General features: G+C 71.0%; 12 protein-coding genes. 1 reads left to right on the top strand and 11 read right to left on the bottom strand.

The window, feature by feature from the left end:
* Positions 1–166 precede the first annotated feature (166 nt).
* Both F6W97_RS21735 and F6W97_RS21730 read right to left on the bottom strand, forming a co-directional pair.
* Positions 167–2,314, bottom strand: a complete 2,148-nt coding sequence (locus tag F6W97_RS21735) for a YhgE/Pip domain-containing protein (RefSeq protein ID WP_230686864.1) — start codon at positions 2,312–2,314, stop codon at positions 167–169.
* Complete coding sequence (locus F6W97_RS21730) at positions 2,311–3,039, bottom strand: ATP-binding cassette domain-containing protein (RefSeq protein WP_196279259.1); 729 nt, start codon at positions 3,037–3,039, stop codon at positions 2,311–2,313. Before F6W97_RS21730 ends, F6W97_RS21735 begins: the two co-directional genes overlap by 4 nt.
* A 122-nt stretch (positions 3,040–3,161) precedes the next feature.
* On the opposite strand from F6W97_RS21730, the gene F6W97_RS21725 reads away from it, so the two are divergent.
* Complete coding sequence (locus tag F6W97_RS21725) at positions 3,162–3,599, top strand: GNAT family N-acetyltransferase (protein ID WP_155373035.1); 438 nt, start codon at positions 3,162–3,164, stop codon at positions 3,597–3,599.
* Positions 3,600–3,665: 66 nt separating this feature from the next.
* Here the strand turns inward: F6W97_RS21725 and F6W97_RS21720 are convergent, their stop codons facing one another.
* The 9 genes from F6W97_RS21720 to hemG form a co-directional block, all read right to left on the bottom strand.
* Positions 3,666–4,664: a LacI family DNA-binding transcriptional regulator gene (locus F6W97_RS21720; RefSeq protein ID WP_120321764.1), complete on the bottom strand. Its 999-nt coding sequence runs from the start codon at positions 4,662–4,664 to the stop codon at positions 3,666–3,668.
* Positions 4,665–4,861: 197 nt separating this feature from the next.
* The gene (locus tag F6W97_RS21715; RefSeq protein ID WP_230686863.1) at positions 4,862–8,320 is read right to left on the bottom strand and encodes a galactose-binding domain-containing protein; all 3,459 of its coding nucleotides are present in this window, start codon (positions 8,318–8,320) and stop codon (positions 4,862–4,864) included.
* Positions 8,321–8,442: 122 nt separating this feature from the next.
* Positions 8,443–10,092, bottom strand: coding sequence for a glycoside hydrolase family 13 protein (locus F6W97_RS21710; RefSeq protein ID WP_230686862.1), 1,650 nt, complete (start codon positions 10,090–10,092; stop codon positions 8,443–8,445).
* 87 nt (positions 10,093–10,179) lie between these two features.
* Positions 10,180–11,067, bottom strand: coding sequence for a carbohydrate ABC transporter permease (locus F6W97_RS21705; protein WP_155372259.1), 888 nt, complete (start codon positions 11,065–11,067; stop codon positions 10,180–10,182).
* Positions 11,068–11,078: 11 nt separating this feature from the next.
* Complete coding sequence (locus F6W97_RS21700) at positions 11,079–12,032, bottom strand: carbohydrate ABC transporter permease (RefSeq protein WP_155372258.1); 954 nt, start codon at positions 12,030–12,032, stop codon at positions 11,079–11,081.
* Between the two features lie 83 nt (positions 12,033–12,115).
* On the bottom strand, positions 12,116–13,495 hold the full coding sequence (locus F6W97_RS21695; RefSeq protein WP_155372257.1) for an ABC transporter substrate-binding protein: 1,380 nt from the start codon (positions 13,493–13,495) through the stop codon (positions 12,116–12,118).
* A 724-nt stretch (positions 13,496–14,219) separates the two neighbouring features.
* Positions 14,220–15,239 carry a LacI family DNA-binding transcriptional regulator gene (locus F6W97_RS21690; RefSeq protein ID WP_155372256.1) on the bottom strand — a complete coding sequence of 340 codons (1,020 nt, stop codon included), beginning with the start codon at positions 15,237–15,239 and terminating at the stop codon, positions 14,220–14,222.
* A gap of 122 nt (positions 15,240–15,361) precedes the next feature.
* Entirely contained in the window at positions 15,362–16,063 is a 702-nt protein-coding gene (gene hemQ / locus F6W97_RS21685) for a hydrogen peroxide-dependent heme synthase (RefSeq protein WP_155372255.1), read from the bottom strand.
* A complete protein-coding gene (gene hemG, locus F6W97_RS21680) occupies positions 16,060–17,460 on the bottom strand; it encodes a protoporphyrinogen oxidase (protein ID WP_155372254.1) in 1,401 nt (466 codons plus the stop codon). The genes hemQ and hemG overlap by 4 nt, the downstream gene beginning before the upstream one ends.
* Positions 17,461–17,511 lie beyond the last annotated feature (51 nt).

The raw sequence follows: 17,511 nt of genomic DNA, 5'->3' as shown, positions 1-17,511 counted from the left end.
CCCTCCTCGCTCCCTCAACCCCACCTCCGCCTCCCGCGTCCGGCCCCCGGCCCGCAGTTTCGGGGAAACTGCGGGTAATGGAGCACCGTTTTGTGCACTTTCCCCGAAACTGCAAGCCGCCCGCGGGCGCGCGACTCCACCGTGCCACATCGCCTCGCGGGCGAGGTCACATGGTGAGGGCGGGGTGGAGTTTGTCGGGGGTGAGGCGGCGGGCTCGGGCGGCGGTGAGGGCGGTCAGGGTCAGGGCCAGGGCGGTCACGGCGAGCAGGACGGTCACGCCGGTGACGACGGTGGTCGTGGAGCCGCCGAGGATGAGGCGCCGCAGGCCGTCGACGACGTAGGTCATCGGCAGGTACGGGTGGATCGCCTGGAAGAAGCCGGGGCTGGTGACCACGGGATAGGTGCCGCCCGAGCCGGTGAGCTGGAGCATCAGCAGGATCAGGGCGACCAGGCGGCCGGCCGAGCCGAGCGCCGCGCCGAGCAGTTGCAGGACCGCGGTGAAGGCGAGCGTGGTGGCCAGCAGGTAGCCGTACATGCCCCAGGGGTGGGCCGGGTCCAGGTGCAGGGCCAGGAGCAGGACCGCGTACAGCGCCGTGGCCTGCGCGAACCCGACCGCGACGGCGGGCCGCCAGCCGGCCAGCGCGACCCGCCAGGCCGGTGCGCCGGTCATCAGGTGCCGCCGGGTCAGCGGCCGCAGCAGCATGTACGTCAGCATCGCGCCCACCCACAGCGCCAGCGCCAGGAAGTACGGCGCGAACCCGGCCCCGTACGCGGCCGCCGCGTGCCACACGTCGCGTTCCAGGGTCACCGGGGCGGCCAGCACCCCGGCCCGCTGCGCCCGGGTGTCCGCGTCGTAGCCGGGCACCTGCTTCGCCCCGTCGGTCAGCCCGTCGGCCAGTTTGCGGGCTCCGTCGTCGAGCTGCGCCAGCCCGTCCGCCAGCTCGCCCGCGCCGCCGGAGAGCCGGACCAGCCCGCCGTCGAGCTGCCGTGCCCCGGTGGACAGCCGGTACAGGCCGCCGTGCAGCGACTTCGCGCCCGTGGCCGCCTCGGCGACACCGCCGTGCAGCCGGTCCGCGCCCGTCGACAGGGTGGCCAGGCCCGCGGCCAGCTCGTCGACGCTGCGCCGGGCCGCGGCTACGTCGTCGGCCAGGTGTGGGGCCGCCTGCGCCACCGCACGGGCGGCTGCCGCGACCTCGGTCAGCTTCGTCTTGACCTGCGGCAGTCCCGCGCTGTCGAGCCGGTGTGCCAGGTCCCGCGCGGTGTCGGCGGCGGCCGAGGCGGCCCGGCGGGCGGCGGTGAAGGCCGGGTCGTCGGCGAGTTCGGGGTGCGCCTCGGCGAGCGCGTCCAGCGTCGTGACGACCTCGGCGGTGCGGCGTACGGCCTGGTCGGCGAGCTGCGGCAGCGCGTCCAGGTGGGCCGCGAGCGCCTCGGCCGCCGCCGCGACGGTCCTGGCGCCCTGCTCGATGGTGTCGGCGTGCTCGCGCAGCACCGGTTCGACCCGGTCGGCGACGCCGTCCACCGTGGACGCGAGCCGTGCCCCGCCCGCGGCGGCCCGCGCCGCGCCGTCGGCGAGTTGTGCCGATCCGGCTTCCAGGGTGGCCAGGCCGCCGGCCAGTTCGCGGGAGCCGGATTCGGCCCGCGCCAGCCCGTCGGCGAGGGTGCCCGCCCCGGCCTGGGCGCTGTCCGCGCCGTGCGCCAGCGCGTCCGCGCCGTCCCGGGCGTCCGTCGCGCCACCGGCCAGCTCGCCTGCGCCGTCGGCGGCCTCGCCGAGCGCCGACTTCACGTCGCTGAAGCCGATCAGCATGCCGTCGAAGTACTTCGCCGCCGCCGACTCGGCCGCGGCCGCCCGGATCTCGGTGAACGCGCTGCGCGCCAGCATCCCTGAGATGTAGTTGACCCCGTCGTCGCTGACGACGGTGAGCTGCCCGGCCCGTGCCGTCGCGGCAGGGTCGGGCCCGGTGACCAGCGCCGCGGAGAAGTCCGCCGGGATACGCAGCATCAGCTGGTAGGTCCCGTCGCGCAGCCCGTCGGCCGCCTGCGCCGCGTCGACCCGCTGCCACCCGAAGACCTGCCGCTGCTCCAGCTCCTCGGCCAGGTCCCGGCCGGCGTGCACCTGCCCGCCGTCCGGGTCGCTCGCGGTCCGGTCCTCCAGCACCAGCGCCACCGGGATCCGGTTCATGTTGCCGTAGGGGTCCCAGAACGCCCACAGGTACAGCGCCCCGTACAGCAGCGGCACCAGGGTCAGCACCACCAGCGCGGCCCGCGTCATCCGATGCCGCCGGAACCGCCGCAACTCCAACCTGCCCAGACTCACCGCCCCACCCCCACCGACGAAAGGAAGGGCACCTTCACATCGCTCCGCGATGTAGCAGGTGCCCTTCCTTTCCCACCCGGAGCGGAAGGGCTGGTCAGGGTGCCATGCGGGGCACCGGTGCCGTGCGGGACGGCGAGCGGAGCGGTGGTGCCGGCCGGCGTGCAGCGCGGAACGGGAGCACCGGCGACAGCGGCGGCGTCTCGGCACACGGCGACGACGGCCCGACCGGTGGCATCGAGTTCACTGAGCAGGGTCTGCGTCTCGGTGGGGGTCAGGCCCACGTCGATGTCGTCGACGAGCAGCACGTCGGGGTCCTCCAGCAGGGCAAGCTTGATCATCAGGCGGTGCCGGTCGAGCGGGGACAGGTCGCGGACCAGGGCGTCGGACTCGGCGGCGAGCAGCGCGTGCCGGCTGCGCCGGTGCCAGGGCCGGACCTGGCCGATCAGGCGCAGCCGCTCCCCTACGTGCTCGGCGACGGTGAGCGCGGGCTCCGGCTCGTTGACACCGGGGACCAGGCCTAGCGCCGTACGCCCGCGGGTCAGCGCCCCGTGCGTGGTCCGGAACCGGCCGCCGAGCGCGAGCAGCGCGCTGGTCCGCCCGCCACCGGCGGGCCCGGTCAGCGTGACCAGCTCACCCGGGTGGACCACCAGGTCGAGATCCCGGAAGACCCACCCCCGGCGGGTACGCAGTCCGAGCCCCTCGGCCCGCAGCAGTGCCCGCTCCACGCCGCCTCCAAAGTATTTGAACCGACCAGTCAGTTCAAATACTCGCTCACAGCGGGACGTGAGCGGTAGTGAGGGTGAGCCGTCTCACCGACTACGATCCAGAGGTGATCTCGGCAGAGCCAATGATCTTCCGTACGGCGAGCTTCCAGGACCTGGACGCCGCGACCCTCTACGCCCTACTGAAGCTGCGCGTGGACGTCTTCGTCGTGGAGCAGTCGTGCCCCTACCCGGAGCTCGACGGCCGTGACGGCGAGCCCGGCACCCGGCACCTGTGGTACGAGGTGGACCGCAGGCCCGTGGCCTACCTGCGCATGCTCGAGGACGCCGAGCCGGGCGGCCCGGTGTGCCGCATCGGCCGCGTGGTGACCGCCCCCGAGGCGCGCGGCGACGGCCTGGCCGGGCAGCTGCTAACCGCGGCGCTGGCCGCGGTCGGCGACCGCCCCGCGGTGCTGGACGCGCAGTCGCACCTGGCGAAGTTCTACGCGAAGTACGGCTTCGCCGCGAGCGGCCCGGAGTTCATCGAGGACGGCATCCCGCACGTGCCGATGCGCCGCGGCTGAGCGCCGCCGACCTACCAGCGGCCGTCACGTCGTGCTGACGCGACGGCCACAGTCGGCGCGGGCGGGTCAGGAGGAGGCGGCGACCACCGCGGTCGAGCCGCGTACCACCAGCTCGGGGTCGAACAGGTACTCGTCCGGGGCGACCTCGCCGCCGTCCACCTGCGACACCAGCATCGCCACCGCGGCCGTGCCCATCGCGCCGATGGGCTGGCGCACCGTGGTCAGCGGCGGGTCCGTGCAGGCCATGAAGAGCGAGTCGTCGTATCCGACCACGGAGATGTCCTCCGGCACGCGCAGCCCCATCCGGCGCACCGCGCGCACCGCCCCGAGCGCGAACACGTCGGAGGCGCAGACCAGCCCGGTCACGCCCTCCTTGATCAGACGTACCGCCGCGGCCTGCGCCGCCTCCATCGAGTAGATGGTGCGGGCGACCGGCGGGTTCTTCTGCCCGGTGCGCTTGCGGAACGCGGCGAGCTTGCGCGCCGACGGCACGTGGTCGACCGGCCCGAGCAGCAGGCCGATCTTCGTGTGGCCCAGCGACGACAGGTGCCCGTACGCCTGGTCCACCGCGACCGCGTCGTCGGCGGCCACGACCGGGAAGCCGAGTCCGTCTATGGCGGCGTTGACCAGCACCACGGGCAGGCCGCGCTGGCGCAGCCGGTGGTAGTGCTCGTGCTCGGCGTCGGCCTGCGCGTACAGCCCGCCCGCGAAGATCACGCCGGAGACCTGCTGCTCCATCATGATGTCGACGTACGCCGACTCGGCCACGCCCTCCTCGGTGCGGGTGCACAGCACCGGGGTGAAGCCCCGCTGCGCCAGCGCCCCCGCCACGATCTCGGCGAACGCCGGGAAGATCGGGTTCTGGAGTTCGGGCAGCACCAGGCCGACCAGGCGCGCCCGTTCCCCGCGCAGCTTGGTGGGCCGCTCGTAGCCGAGCACGTCCAGGGCGGTCAGTACGGCGGTTCGGGTCGCTTCGGAGATGCCGGGCTTGCCGTTGAGCACACGGCTCACGGTCGCCTCGCTCACCCCCACGTACTTCGCCACTTCGGCGAGTCTGCGCGTCACGCCGGTCACTGTAACCGGTCGGCCGCGTGACGGTTGCCGGGCGAACCGGTAAACCGGATCACGCATCGGCCAGGGCCGACCCTCCTGCCGGTGTTAAGAAGGGCACCTTCTACAACGCGGAGCGTTGTGAAGGTGCCCTTCCTTTCACTCAACCGGTGGAGAGGGCCGCTCACCCTCTCCACCGGGGCCGGGGTGGATTACGAGGCGTATACCTCGTACTCCGAGAGCTGACCCGCGGGCCAGCCCGTGTTCCCGGTGACACTCAGGCGCAGGTAGCGCTGGCTGGTCGCCGGGAACGTGATGGTGACGGTGTTGGCCGAGGACGGGTTGAACACGTAGCCCGCCGAGGCCTTGACCGTGGTGTAGGACGTGTTGTTGGTGCTGCCCAGGACCGACAGGGTCTGGGTACGTGTGGCCCAGGCCGCCGCGGGCGGCAGCTTGAGCACGATGCGGGAGACCGAGGTCGTCGCGCCGAGGTCCACCGTGATGGTCTGCGGCCAGGCGTTGTTCAGCGACTCCCAGTACGAGTTGGCGTTGCCGTCGACCGCGTTGCCCGCGCCGTACACGTCGGCGTGGCCGCTCTCGGTCACCGGGCGGTTGAGCGCCAGGTTCGTGTTCGCGGTGACGCCGTTGCCGGCCAGGTTGATCGTGTGCGGGCTGCCCGGCGCGTTGCTGGTGAAGCTGACCGTGCCGGAGCGGGCCCCGGACGTGGTCGGCGTGAACGTCACCGAGATGGTGCAGGACGCGCCCGCCGCCAGCGAGGAACCGCAGGTGGTGGTGCGGGCGTAGTCGCCGCTGACGTTCACCGAGCCCAGCGTCGCCGACGCCGTGCCGGTGTTGGTCACCGTCACCGCCTGCGCGCCGCTGGTGCTGCCGACGGTCTGGTTCGCGAACGACAGGCTCGACGAGGACAGGCCGATGGCCGGGGTCTGCACGGGCGGGGTGCCGCCCCCGTAGACCTCGAACTCGCTGAACTGCGCCGCGGGCCAGCCGGTGTTGCCGGTGACCGTCACCCGGATGTGGCGGCGCGACGCGGCGGTGAAGTTGATCGTCGCGCTGTTGCCGGTGGCCGGGTTGAAGGTGTAGCCGGCCGAACCCGCCAGGCTGCTGAAGTTCGAGCCGTCCGTCGAGCCCAGCACCTGCAGGGTCTCCGTCCGGGTGCCCCACGACGGCGGCAGCTTCAGCACGACCTGGTTGACGTTCGCGTTCGCGCCGAGGTCCACCGTGATCGACTGCGGGAAGGCGTTGTTGACGCTCTCCCAGTACGTGTTCACGTCGCCGTCGACCGCGTTGCCCGACCCGTACGACTGGGTGTGGCTGGTCTCGGTGGTCGGGCGGCCCGCGGCGAGGTTGCCGTTGGGGTTGAAGCCCGAGCCGGTCAGGTTCACCACGTGCGGGTTGCCCTGCGCGTTGCTGCCCACGGACAGCTGCCCGTTGCGGGTTCCGGTCGCGGTCGGCGTGAACGTCACCGAGGCGGTGCAGCTCGCGCCGGGCGCCAGGGTCGTGCCGCAGTTCGTGGTCCGGGCGAAGTCACCGCTGACGGCGACGCCGCTCAGGTTTGCGGTGATCGAACCCGGGTTGCTGACCGTGACCGTCTGCGCTGCGCTGGTGGTGCCCACGTTCTGCGTGCCGAACACCAGGTTCGACGTGCTCAGGCTCAGCTGCGCCGAGGGCGGCGGAGGCGAGCTGGGCGGCGGCGGGCTGTTGCTCGGCGGGGTGGAGCCGCTGGTCCAGACCGGGGTCGGCCAGACACCGGTGCAGGCCGGCGGGTTGGCGTACCAGCCGGAGTTGGTGCCGAGCTGGGTGATCTGGAACGACGGGCCGACGCAGTTGTGGATCGGGTTGGACTGCGCGATGCCGGTCGCGGTGACGTTCTCGAACGTGACCTGGGCCTGCGACTGCACCTGCAGCGCGTACGTGCCGGCCCCGATGATGCGTACGTTCTTGAAGTGGATGCCGGTGGCCCCGCCCTCGATCCAGTGCAGCGCCGCGTACGAGCTGTCCAGGATGTCGGTGTCGGTGATGTTGATCGTCGCGCCGTTGATCGGCTCGTTGAGGCCGGAGAACCAGATCGCGCCGACGCCGAAGTTCCAGTTGTAGTCGGAGTTGCCGGTGCGGATCAGGGTGTTGCGGGCGATGGTGAAGGTGCCCGCGACAGCCGTGCCCTGGCCCGAGTTGACGCCCGGGTAGCGGTTGCCGATGTGGATGCCGCCGCCGTTGGTGATGGTGTCCGCGACCACGTTGTCCGTGATCTTGATGTCGCGGCCGCCGTACGACACGATGTTGTTCGCCAGGACCGTGACGCCGACCGTGTTGAACGAGAACGTGTTGTTGACGTTCGGGATGCGCTCGGGCCACATGGCCAGGCCGTCGTCACCGGTGTTGCGGACGAACGTGTTGGTGACCGTCGAGTTGGTGACGCCGGTGTGGAAGTTCACGCCGTCGGCGGTCTGGTCCAGGATCACGCTGTTCTTGATGGTGAAGTTGTCCATCGGGCCGTCCATCCAGGCGCCGACCTTCGTGTGCTGCATCCACACGTGGTCGACCACCGAGTTGGTCATGGCCCCGCCCATGGCGTTGACCTGGTCGTTGTCCTCGCGCTCGCGGATGTCGCCGATGATGGCGAAGTCCTTGAGGGTGACGTTGCGGCTCGGGCCGCCCGCCTCGTGCGACCGGATCTCGCCGCCGTAGCCGCCGCCCGACACGTACTTGCCGTAGACGCCGACCGCCCGGTTGCGGTTGGTGGGGTGGCGGCCGGTGAGCACCGAGTGCCACATGCCGGCCCCCTGCAGGGTCACCCCGTCGACCACGATGTGGTCCCAGACGGTGTAGGTGCCCGCGGGGATCCAGACGACCCGGCCCTGCGCCTTGCCCGCGTCGACCGCGGCCTGGAACTTGGCCGTGTTGTCGGCGGTGCCGCCGTTCGGGTCCGCGCCGAAGTCGGCCACCACGTCGATCGCGTTGGCGGGCTTGGTCTTCGGCCCGCCGACGACCTCGAAGTCGGCCAGGTCGATGGTGAACGTCGGCGACTGCGCGGTCGAGTTCACCTGCAGGCGGATCTTCGTGCCGGCCGGGTACGTGCTGCCGAGCAGGCTGCGCTGCTCGTCGTAGAAGTGGTGCGGGTTGGTGTCGTTCGGGTTGTTGTTGAACGGGTAGCCGCCGTAGTACCAGCCGTACTTGGAGGTCACCGGGACGGTCTTCAGCAGCGACCCGTTGACCCGCAGGTCGATGGTGGCGTCACGGCCGGTGCCCGCGCTGTTGTCCGGCAGGCTGTACCGGAAGTTGATCGAGTCGGCGGGCGCGGAGAGGGTGAACTCGACGTACTCGCCGACGGCGTCGAGGACGACGGCTTGGCGGCCGGACGCCTCCGAGGCCAGCTGGCCGTAGTAGCGGGTGTGGGCCAGGACCGTGCCGTTGGTCGGCTGCTCCTCGGCCTCGAACTCCTTGAACGCGACGGTCGCGCCGCGCCCGGCGATCGAGAACGGGGAGATCGACGCGACCTGCTGCAGGTCCGGGCTCGGGGAACCGAAAGCGGTGATCGCGACCAGCGCCACGCCGGCCAGCATCGAGCTGGCGGCCGCGGCGGCCAGCCCGGTGCGGCGGCGGGGCGCCGGCGCGCGGCCCGTCGGTGCGGGTGGGTTGCTGAGCTCGTTCATTGCCTGTGCTGCCTTCCGGTGGGGACGGTTGACCGGAGCGGAGTGAGGCGGCGCGAGGGGGCGCGCCGCCACGGCCGTGGCGATGCTGAGCGACGGGCTCCCTTCGGGCCCGGTTCGACGGGTCAGGAGGGACGGATCCAGACCGCGGTGTCGGCGGGCAGGCGGTTGCCGTCCAGCGGGCCGCTGGAGACGAGCACCTGCGCGTACGCCGGCACGTCGACGGCGGAGTCGGAGAGGTTGACCACGCAGATCAGGTCGAGGCCGTCCGGGGCGGGTCGGCGGAACGACAGCACCTGCGCGGAGCTGTCCAGCCACGACATCGGGCCGTCGCCGAGCGCGGGCTCGCTGTGGCGCAGGCTCAGGCAGCGGCGGTACAGCTCCAGCATCGAACCCGGGTCACCGGTCTGCGCCTCGGCGGTGTACACCTTCCACGCCGCGGGCTGCGGCAGCCACGGCTTGACCGGCGCGTCCTCGGGGCTGAACCCGAACGGCGCCTCCGCCCCCGACCAGGGCAGCGGCACCCGGCAGCCGTCGCGGCCCGGGTCGGCTCCGGCGGTGCGGTGCCACATCGGATCCTGCTTCAGCTCGGCCGGGATGTCCTCGACCTCCCACAGGCCCAGCTCCTCGCCCTGGTACAGGTAGGCGGAGCCGGGCAGGGCCAGCGCCAGCATGATCGCCGCACGGGCGCGGCGGGTGCCGAGTTCCAGGTCGACCGGGGTGTCGAAGGTGCGGCCCTTGAAGCTGAACGAGCTGTCGGCGCGGCCGTACCGGCTGACGTGGCGGGTCACGTCGTGGTTGGACAGCACCCAGGTCGCGGGCGCGTCCACCGGCGCGTGCGAGCTCAGCGTCTCGTCGATGACGTCGCGCAGCAGCGCGGCATCCCAGGGCGAGCACAGGAAGTTCATGTTGAACGCGGTGTGCATCTCGTCCGGGCGCAGGTAGTTGGTGAAGCGCTGCACGTCAGGCATCCACACCTCGCCGATCAGCGCGCGGCCGCCGTACTCGTCGGCGATGCGCCGCCAGGCCCGGTACACGTCGTGCACCTCGTCCAGGTCCTCGAACGGGTGCCGCTCGGTGGTGCCGACCTCGGGCAGCGTCGGGTCCTTGACCAGCAGGCCCGCCGAGTCGATGCGGATGCCGTCGGCGCCCCGGTCGAACCAGAACCGCAGCACGTTCTCGTGCTCCTCACGGACCGCGGGGTGGTCCCAGTTCCAGTCGGGCTGCGCGCCGTCGAACAGGTGCAGGTACCACTCGCCGTCGGCCACCCGGGTCCAGGTGCCGCCGCCGAAGTTCGACGTCCAGTCGGTCGGCGGCAGCTCGCCGTTTTCGCCCTTGCCGGGGCGGAACCAGAACAGCTCGCGTTCCGGCGAGCCCGGCCCGGCCGCCAGCGCGGCCTGGAACCAGGGGTGCTGGTCGGAGCAGTGGTTGGGGACCACGTCGACGATGACGCGGATGCCCAGCGCGTGCGCCTCCCGGATCATCTCCTCGCACTCGGCCAGGTCGCCGAAGATCGGGTCGATGTTGCGGTAGTCGCTCACGTCGTACCCGCCGTCCGCCTGCGGCGAGACGTAGAAGGGGTTGAACCAGATGGCGTCGATGCCCAGGTCCCTCAGGTACTGCAGATGCGCCCGGACACCGGCCAGGTCGCCGACGCCGTCGCCGTTGCCGTCGGCGAAGCTGCGGACGTACACCTGGTAGATGGCGGCATCGCGCCACCAGGCGTCCGTCGCCGAGCGCACCCCCTGCGGCGCGGGGGCTCCGATGTCAACCACGAGATACCTGCTTCCTGTTACGGAACACGAACTGGACGTGGGGCACGGCGGGCGGGCCCGCGCGCTGCGGCACGGGCCCCCGGCCGGCTACTCCTTGAGACCGCCGGCGGTCAGGCCGGACATGATGCTGCGCTGGAAGATCAGGAAGAACACGATGGTCGGGATCGCGGCGATGACGGCCGCGGCGACGACCACGTTCTGCGGCGTGCCGCCGGAGAAGGCGTAGATGCCGACGCTGATGGTGCGGGTCTCCGGCGAGGGCATGACCAGCTTGGGCCAGAGGAAGTCCTTCCACACCGCGGTCACCGCGAAGATGGAGACCACGCCGAGGATCGGCCGGGAGATCGGCAGCACGATCGACCAGAGCGTGCGCATCGAGCCGGCCCCGTCCATCCGCGCCGCCGACATCAGGTCCTCGGGGATGGAGTCGAAGAACCGCTTCAGCAGGAAGATGTTGAACGCGTTCGCCACCGCCGGCAGCCAGATCGAGAACGGCGAGTCGATGAGGCTGATGTGCAGGATCGGCAGGTCGATCACCGTCACGTACTGCGGGATGATCAGCACCATCGCCGGGATCATCAGCGTCGCCAGCATCATGCCGAGGATCAGGTTGCCCAGCTTCGGCCGCAGCTTCGACAGCGCGTACGCCGCCGCCGTGTCCAGCACGAGCTGGAACACCAGCGCGCCGACCGCGTAGTAGAAGGTGTTGAACAGCAGCTTGGCCAGGTCCAGCCGCTCCCACGCGTCGGAGTAGTTCGCCGGCTGCGGGTCGGCCGGCCACAGGGTCGGCGGGGTCTGCGCCAGCTCGGGGCTGGACTTCAGCGCGCCGGTGATCATCCAGTACAGCGGCCCGATGAAGACGAGCGTGAACGCGATGACCACGACGGTGAGGAGGGTCCAGTAGATCACCTTGCCGCGGCCCCGCTGGAGCTGCGCGAAGGAGACCAGCGACCGCGTCTCGGATTGGTGCGCCATGACTCGTTCCCCTAGTCCTGTTGCGCGTTCAGTCGGGCGTACACGGCGGAGAAGCCGATCAGCGCCACGAGCATGATCACGCCGAGCGCCGCCGCGCCGTTGAGGTCGTTCTGGAAGAAGCCGTGCTGGTAGATGAGGTACACGACCGAGGTGGCCGAATCCTCCGAGCCGGCGCCGTTGGCCAGGATCAGCGGCTCGATGAACAGCTGCATGGTCGCCACGACCTGGAGCATCGCCATCAGCGACAGGATCAGCCTGGTCTGCGGGATGGTCACGTTGGTGATGCGCCGCCACAGGCCCGCGCCGTCGAGTTCGGCGGCCTCGTACAGCTCGCCGGGGATGTTCTGCAGCGACGCCAGGTAGATCAGCACCGCCCCGCCCATGTTCATCCAGGTCGAGGCGAGCACCATGGCCGGCATCGTCATGTCCGTCGACTGCATCCACTGCGAGGTCGGCAGCCCGAGCCCCTTGAGGATCGAGTTGAACAGACCGGCGTCGCTGGGGTCGTAGGCGAGGTACTTGAACAGGAACAGCGCCGACGCCGGGGGCAGCATCACCGGCAGGTAGATCAGGATGCGCAGGTAGCCCTTGGCGTGCCGGAACTCGTTGAGCAGCACCGCCAGGAAGAAGGGGATCGCGTAGCCGGCGACCAGCGCGAGCACCGTGAAGTACAGGGTGTTCTGCCAGGCCGTCCAGAAGCTCGGGTCGTTGATGATCCGCTCGTAGTTGGCCCAGCCCACCCACGTGGTCTCGCCGGCGCGGGTGCGCTGGAAGCTCATCACCACGCCGCGGATCATCGGATACCACGAGAAGAACGCGAAGCAGATGACCGCGCCGATCAGGAACGCGTAACCGGTCAGGTTGTCCTTGATGCGGCGGTTGCGCCGGGCGCGTCGCGGATCGACGGGTACTGGCGCTTGGCTGCCGACGTCGATGCCGGCGCCCGGGACGGTGGCGATCGCCATGTCATCACTCCTGGGGGAAAGTGCGGGGTCAGGTCCGCGCGAGGACGGGGAGCCGGCGTGGTGCCCGGCTCCCCGTCCCTGACTCACTTGGCGGCCTGAGCGAGGAGCTGGTTGACCTTCTCCTCGGCCTTCTTGAGCTCGGCGTCGACGGACGCGTTCGGGTTCGTCAGGATCGCCGACATGGCACCGTCGAGGATCGCGTAGATGCCCTGCGCGTTGGCCGGCTCGAACTTGATCGCGACCGGGTTGTTCTCGAAGGCGGCGAAGTCCTCGGGAGCGATGTTGCCGTTCGCCTTGCGCAGGTCGAACTCCGACTTCTGCGACGCGCTGCCCGGCGTGAACAGCTGCGGCTGCGGCAGGCCGACCTGCTCGCCCTGGGCCTTGGCCCGGGCGTAGTCGAACTGGCCCTTGCCCGGGGTGAGCTTCTCGAAGGCGAGCCACTTCAGACCGGCCTTGATCTGGTCGTCGGTCAGGCCCTTCTTGAAGAAGTAGCCCTCACCGCCGCCGAGGGTGCCCTTGGCCGCGCCGTCCTGGCCCGGCATGGCGCCCATCGCCCAGTCCTCGTACTTGCCCTGGAACTGGGTGACGATCGCGGTGGTCGCGTCGGGCGCGCCGATGAACATGCCGACCTTGCCGGCACCCGCGATGGTCAGCAGGTCGCCCCAGCCGAGCAGCTGGCGGGCGCCCATGCTGTTGTCGCCGTAACGCATGTCCTTGAGGTTCTGCAGAACCTTCTTGCCAAGGTCGTTGTTGAAGTCGGCCTTCTTGCCGTCGGCCGACACCGGGGCGCCGCCCTGCGAGAACAGCTCCGCGGTGAAGTGCCAGCCACCGGTGTTGCCCGAGCTGTACTCGCCGAAGCCGGCGATGCCGTCACCGAGCGCCGAGATCTTCTTGGCGGCCTCGCGAACCTCGGCCCAGGTCTTCGGCGGGGTCTTCGGGTCCAGACCGGCCTTGGTGAACAGGGTCTTGTTGTAGACCAGGCCCATCGAGTAGTTCTTGGTCGGGATGCCCCAGACCTTGCCGTCCTTGGTGAACGTGTTCTTCGCGTCGGGGAGCACGTCGTCCCAGGTCGGGATGTTCTCCTTGTTCGCGTAGGCGGTGATGTCGATCGCCTGACCGGAGTCGATGACCTGCTGCACGTCGGTCATGTAGCCGTAGAAGATGTCGGTCATCGAGCCGCCCTGCAGGCGGGCGGTGAAGTCCGGCGGGTTGGCGCACTGGGTGCCGACCGAAACGCTCTTAATCTTGATGCTCGGGTTGGCCGCCTCGAACGCCTTGACGTCGTCGTTCCACGCCTGCAGCAGGTTCTTCTGCGCGCCGACCGGCTGGCAGTCGACCGTGATGATCGTCTTGCCGGCAGCATCCGTGTCATCGTCGCTCTTGGTGGAGCAGGCCGCGAGGCCCAGTCCCAGGCCGGTCGCGAGCGCGATCGCCGCGACCTTCCGGAAGTGCGGTACGGACATCTGTCCATCCCTTCGGGAAAAAGTTCTTGATCTACGGAGCCGCGAGGACGGATCGCCGCGGCGGCCTCTTGTTGTTGCGCTGACTTCCGCTGTGACCTGCCTCGCACTTTCCAAGGTCAGGCTTAGGTGAAGTCACTGTAGCGATGGCGACTCATGTCCGCAAGGTGTCGAGATAGTTACGCAATTTTTCGACCGAACGCTGTCGCGCGTGGGTCAGCGTCTGCGCAGCAAGGAATACCTGTGGCATGGTTCACAGGTCATGTGTCGATACCGTTTCGCAATCTGGTCTGCAGACGGTCATGTCTTTGCGGTGCGGTGTGCACGATGATCGCGACGATGTCATAAATGTGCAGCTCAAGGCTGCAAACCCGGCAGCGGCCGGGTCGACATGGGGCGAGCTGCGCCGCGGCGGCGACGGGCAGCGGCGGCCAGGCATCGACGACGCCCGACGGCGGTCACGTTTACGCAACGTTTCATCGCCCACACGGCACCCGCACGGAACCGGTGCCGCCAGCCGGCGGCGCTCGGACGGGCAGCCGCGCGGCGGTCGGTGGCGAGCCGCGCGTGGTGATCGCTGTTTGAGGTGAAAAAAGTGAGGTCAGACCGCAGATCTAGACACGAGACAGCGATCTTCGCCCGCGTCGCCGCCCAGCGCGGCGGGAACGCGAAACGGCTCCGTGCACACCGTTTGCACGGGGTGGACGGAGCCGTCGGGCAGGGAGGGTCAGGCGGTGGCGCGGGCCTGGGCGGGGATGAGGCGGGCACTCGCGGGGACGGCGGCGGTCGAGCCGCGTACCACCAGCTCGGTCTCGAACAGCAGCTCGTCGGCCGGGACCACGTTGCCCGCGATCTCGCTGACCAGCAGCGCCACCGCAGCCTGGCCCATCGCCTCGATCGGCTGGCGCACCGTGGTCAGCGGCGGGTCGGTGCAGGTCATCACGGCCGAGTCGTCGTAGCCGACCAGCGACACGTCGCCGGGCACGTTCAGGCCCAGCCGGCGCGCGCCGCGCACCGCCCCCAGGGCCAGCACGTCGGAGGCGCAGATCAGGCCGGTGACGCCCCGCGAGATGAGCCGCGCCGCGGCGGCGTGGCCGCCCTCCATCGAGAAGATGGTGCGCTCGACCATGTCGTCGGCGCCGGGGAAGGCCTGGCGCTTGCGCGAGGACGGCATGTGGTCGGGCGGGCCCAGGATCAGGCCGATCCGGTCGTGGCCCAGCGAGACCAGGTGGTTGTACGCCTGCTCGGTGGCGACCGCGTCGTCGGCCGACACCCGGGGGAAGCCCAGGTCGTCGATGCCGGCGTTGACCAGTATCGCGGGCAGCCCCCGGTCGAGCAGGCGGCGGTAGTGCTCGTGGTCGGCGTCGGCCTGGGCGTAGTTGCCGCCCGCGAAGATGACGCCGGACACCTGCTGCTCCAGCAGCATGTCCACGTAGTCGGACTCGGCCACGCCGTCGGCGGTGCGGGTGCACAGCACGGGGGTGAACCCGCGCTTGGCCAGGGCGCCGGCCACGACCTCGGCGAAGGCCGGGAAGATCGGGTTCTGCAACTCGGGCAGCACCAGGCCGACCAGCCGGGCCCGTTCGCCGCGCAGCTTGGTGGGGCGCTCGTAGCCGAGCACGTCCAGCGCGGTGAGCACGGCCGTTCGGGTGGCCTCGGAGATGCCGGGGCGCCCGTTGAGCACCCTGCTCACGGTCGCCGTGCTCACTCCCACGTACTTCGCCACTTCGGCGAGTCTGCGCGTCATAGTACGCAAGTGTAGGGCACGATCGTGCAAATCAGTTGCATGGGTTGCCCTACAGTTTGCAGAACTTCTCTTCGCCCCTCTTGATGGGACGTAACGACTCGCCGAACGCTGGGAGCGCTCCCCTACGGCAGGGCGGCGACCAGGTCCTCCACCGAGCGGCGGCGGCCCGTGTAGAACGGGACCTCCTCGCGCACGTGCCGCCGGGCGGACGAGGCGCGCAGGTCACGCATCAGGTCCACGATCCGGTGCAGCTCGTCGGCCTCGAACGCGAGCATCCACTCGTAGTCGCCCAGCGCGAACGAGGCGACCGTATTGGCCCGCACGTCCGGGTAGCCGCGCGCCATCTTGCCGTGCTCGGCCAGCATCTCCCGGCGCTCCTCGTCGGGCAGCAGGTACCACTCGTACGAGCGCACGAACGGGTACACGCAGATGTACTGCCGCGCTTCCTCGCCGGCCAGGAACGCCGGGATGTGGCTCTTGTTGAACTCGGCCGGGCGGTGCAGCGCCGCCTGCGACCAGACCGGGGTCAGACACTTGCCCAGCGCCGTACGGCGGAACAGCCCGTACGCGTCCTGGAGCGCGTCGGAGGACCCGGAGTGCCACCAGATCATCACGTCCGCGTCGGCCCGCAGGCCCGCCACGTCGTAGACGCCGCGCACCGTGACGTCCTTCTCGGCGAGCTGGCCGAACAGCGCCTCGACCTCGCCAGACACTTCCGAGCGGATCGAGGGCAGCGGGCCCTTGACCCGGAACACCGACCACATCGTGTAGCGGATGGTGTCGTTGAGCTCTCGCAGCCGGGCCGCGTTGGTCTGTTCGGTCATGCCGTCCATCCTTTCAGAATGCGGTCTGCCGCCTGCTCCGCGGAGGTGACGCAGGCGGGGATGCCCACGCCGTCGAAGGCCGCGCCCGCCAGGCCCAGCGGCAGGTCGGCCAGCAGCGCGCGGGCCTGCGTGATCCGGTCCACGTGACCGGGGGCGTACTGCGGCAGTCCCCCGCCCCAGCGGGTCACCTCCGCCGCGACGGGCGCGGGCAGCGCCGTGCCGAGCACCGTGCCCAGATCGGCGAGCACCGTGCGCACCAGCTCCGCGTCCGGGCGTTGCAGCACCGCCTGCTCGCCGTACCGGCCGACACTGGCGCGCAGCAGCACGCGGCCGCCCGGCCGGGCGTGGTGGGCCCACTTGGTGCTGAAGAACGTGGCGGCCTTGATGGTCAGGCCCTGGTCGGCGGGGACCAGGAAGCCGGTCAGCGACGGCAGCTCGACGCCCGCCAGCTCCAGCGTCACCAGCCCGACGCTGGCGTAGTCGAGCGCGCCGACCAGCGCCGCCGCGTCCGGCGACACGTCGTGCAGCAGCCGAGAGGCAGGGCGGGCCGGGCAGGCCAGCACCACCGCGTCGCAGTCGATCTGCCGCGCGCGCACGCTCTCCGGGGCGTCGGGCGCGGCCGCGCCGACCGACAGCGTCCAGCCGGTCCCGTGGCGCTCCAGCATGCGCACCGGCACGCCGGTCAGCACCTGGACACCGCGACGCGCCAGTTCCGCGGCGGCGGCGTCGATCAGAGCGCCCAGGCCGCCGCGCAGGGTGCCGAAGACGGGGCTGCCCGGCTGGTGGGCCCGGCTCGCGGCCGCGGTCAGCGCCACCGCGCCGCGCAGGGTGTGCTCGGTGCCGAGCAGCCGGTACAGGGCGGGCACCGTGGCGGCCAGCGACAGGCCGTCGGCGCTGCCCGCGTACACGCCGCCGAGCAGCGGGTCGACCAGGTGCGTGACCACCTCACCGCCGAGCCGCTCGCGCACCAGCGCGCCGACCGACCGGTCCTCGCCGCCGGGCAGCACGGGCACGCCGCGGTCCGGGTCGTGGTCTTCGATCGCGGCCACGCCGTCGAGCACGGCCTGCGGGCCGGGCACGCCCATCACGGTGCCGCCGGGCAGCGGCCGCAGCGTGCCGTCGAGCCACAGCCCGGCCCCGGTGATCGCCGGGTGGACCAGCCGGTCCCCCAGCCCCAGCTCGTCGACCAGGCGCTTCGCGCCGCTCGGGCCGCCGGCCGGGTCGCGCATCAGGAACTGCTCCGCGCCGGTGTCGATGCCGTCGGCCCGGGTGCTGATCCGCCCGCCCAGCCGCGCGGACTGCTCCACCACGGTCACCCGGCCGCCCGCCCCGGACAGCCGCAGCGCGGCCGCCAGCCCGGCGATGCCCCCGCCGACGACAACGGTGTGCCCCGTCATGCCGTCACTCCGCTTCGCTGCGTGCAGGCATGGCACCGAGCACCATGATTC

The sequence above is a fragment of the Catellatospora vulcania genome (assembly GCF_009720385.1).
Classification (GTDB): Bacteria; Actinomycetota; Actinomycetes; order Mycobacteriales; family Micromonosporaceae; genus Catellatospora; species Catellatospora vulcania.
This window is presented reverse-complemented; position numbering and strand designations above follow the sequence as displayed.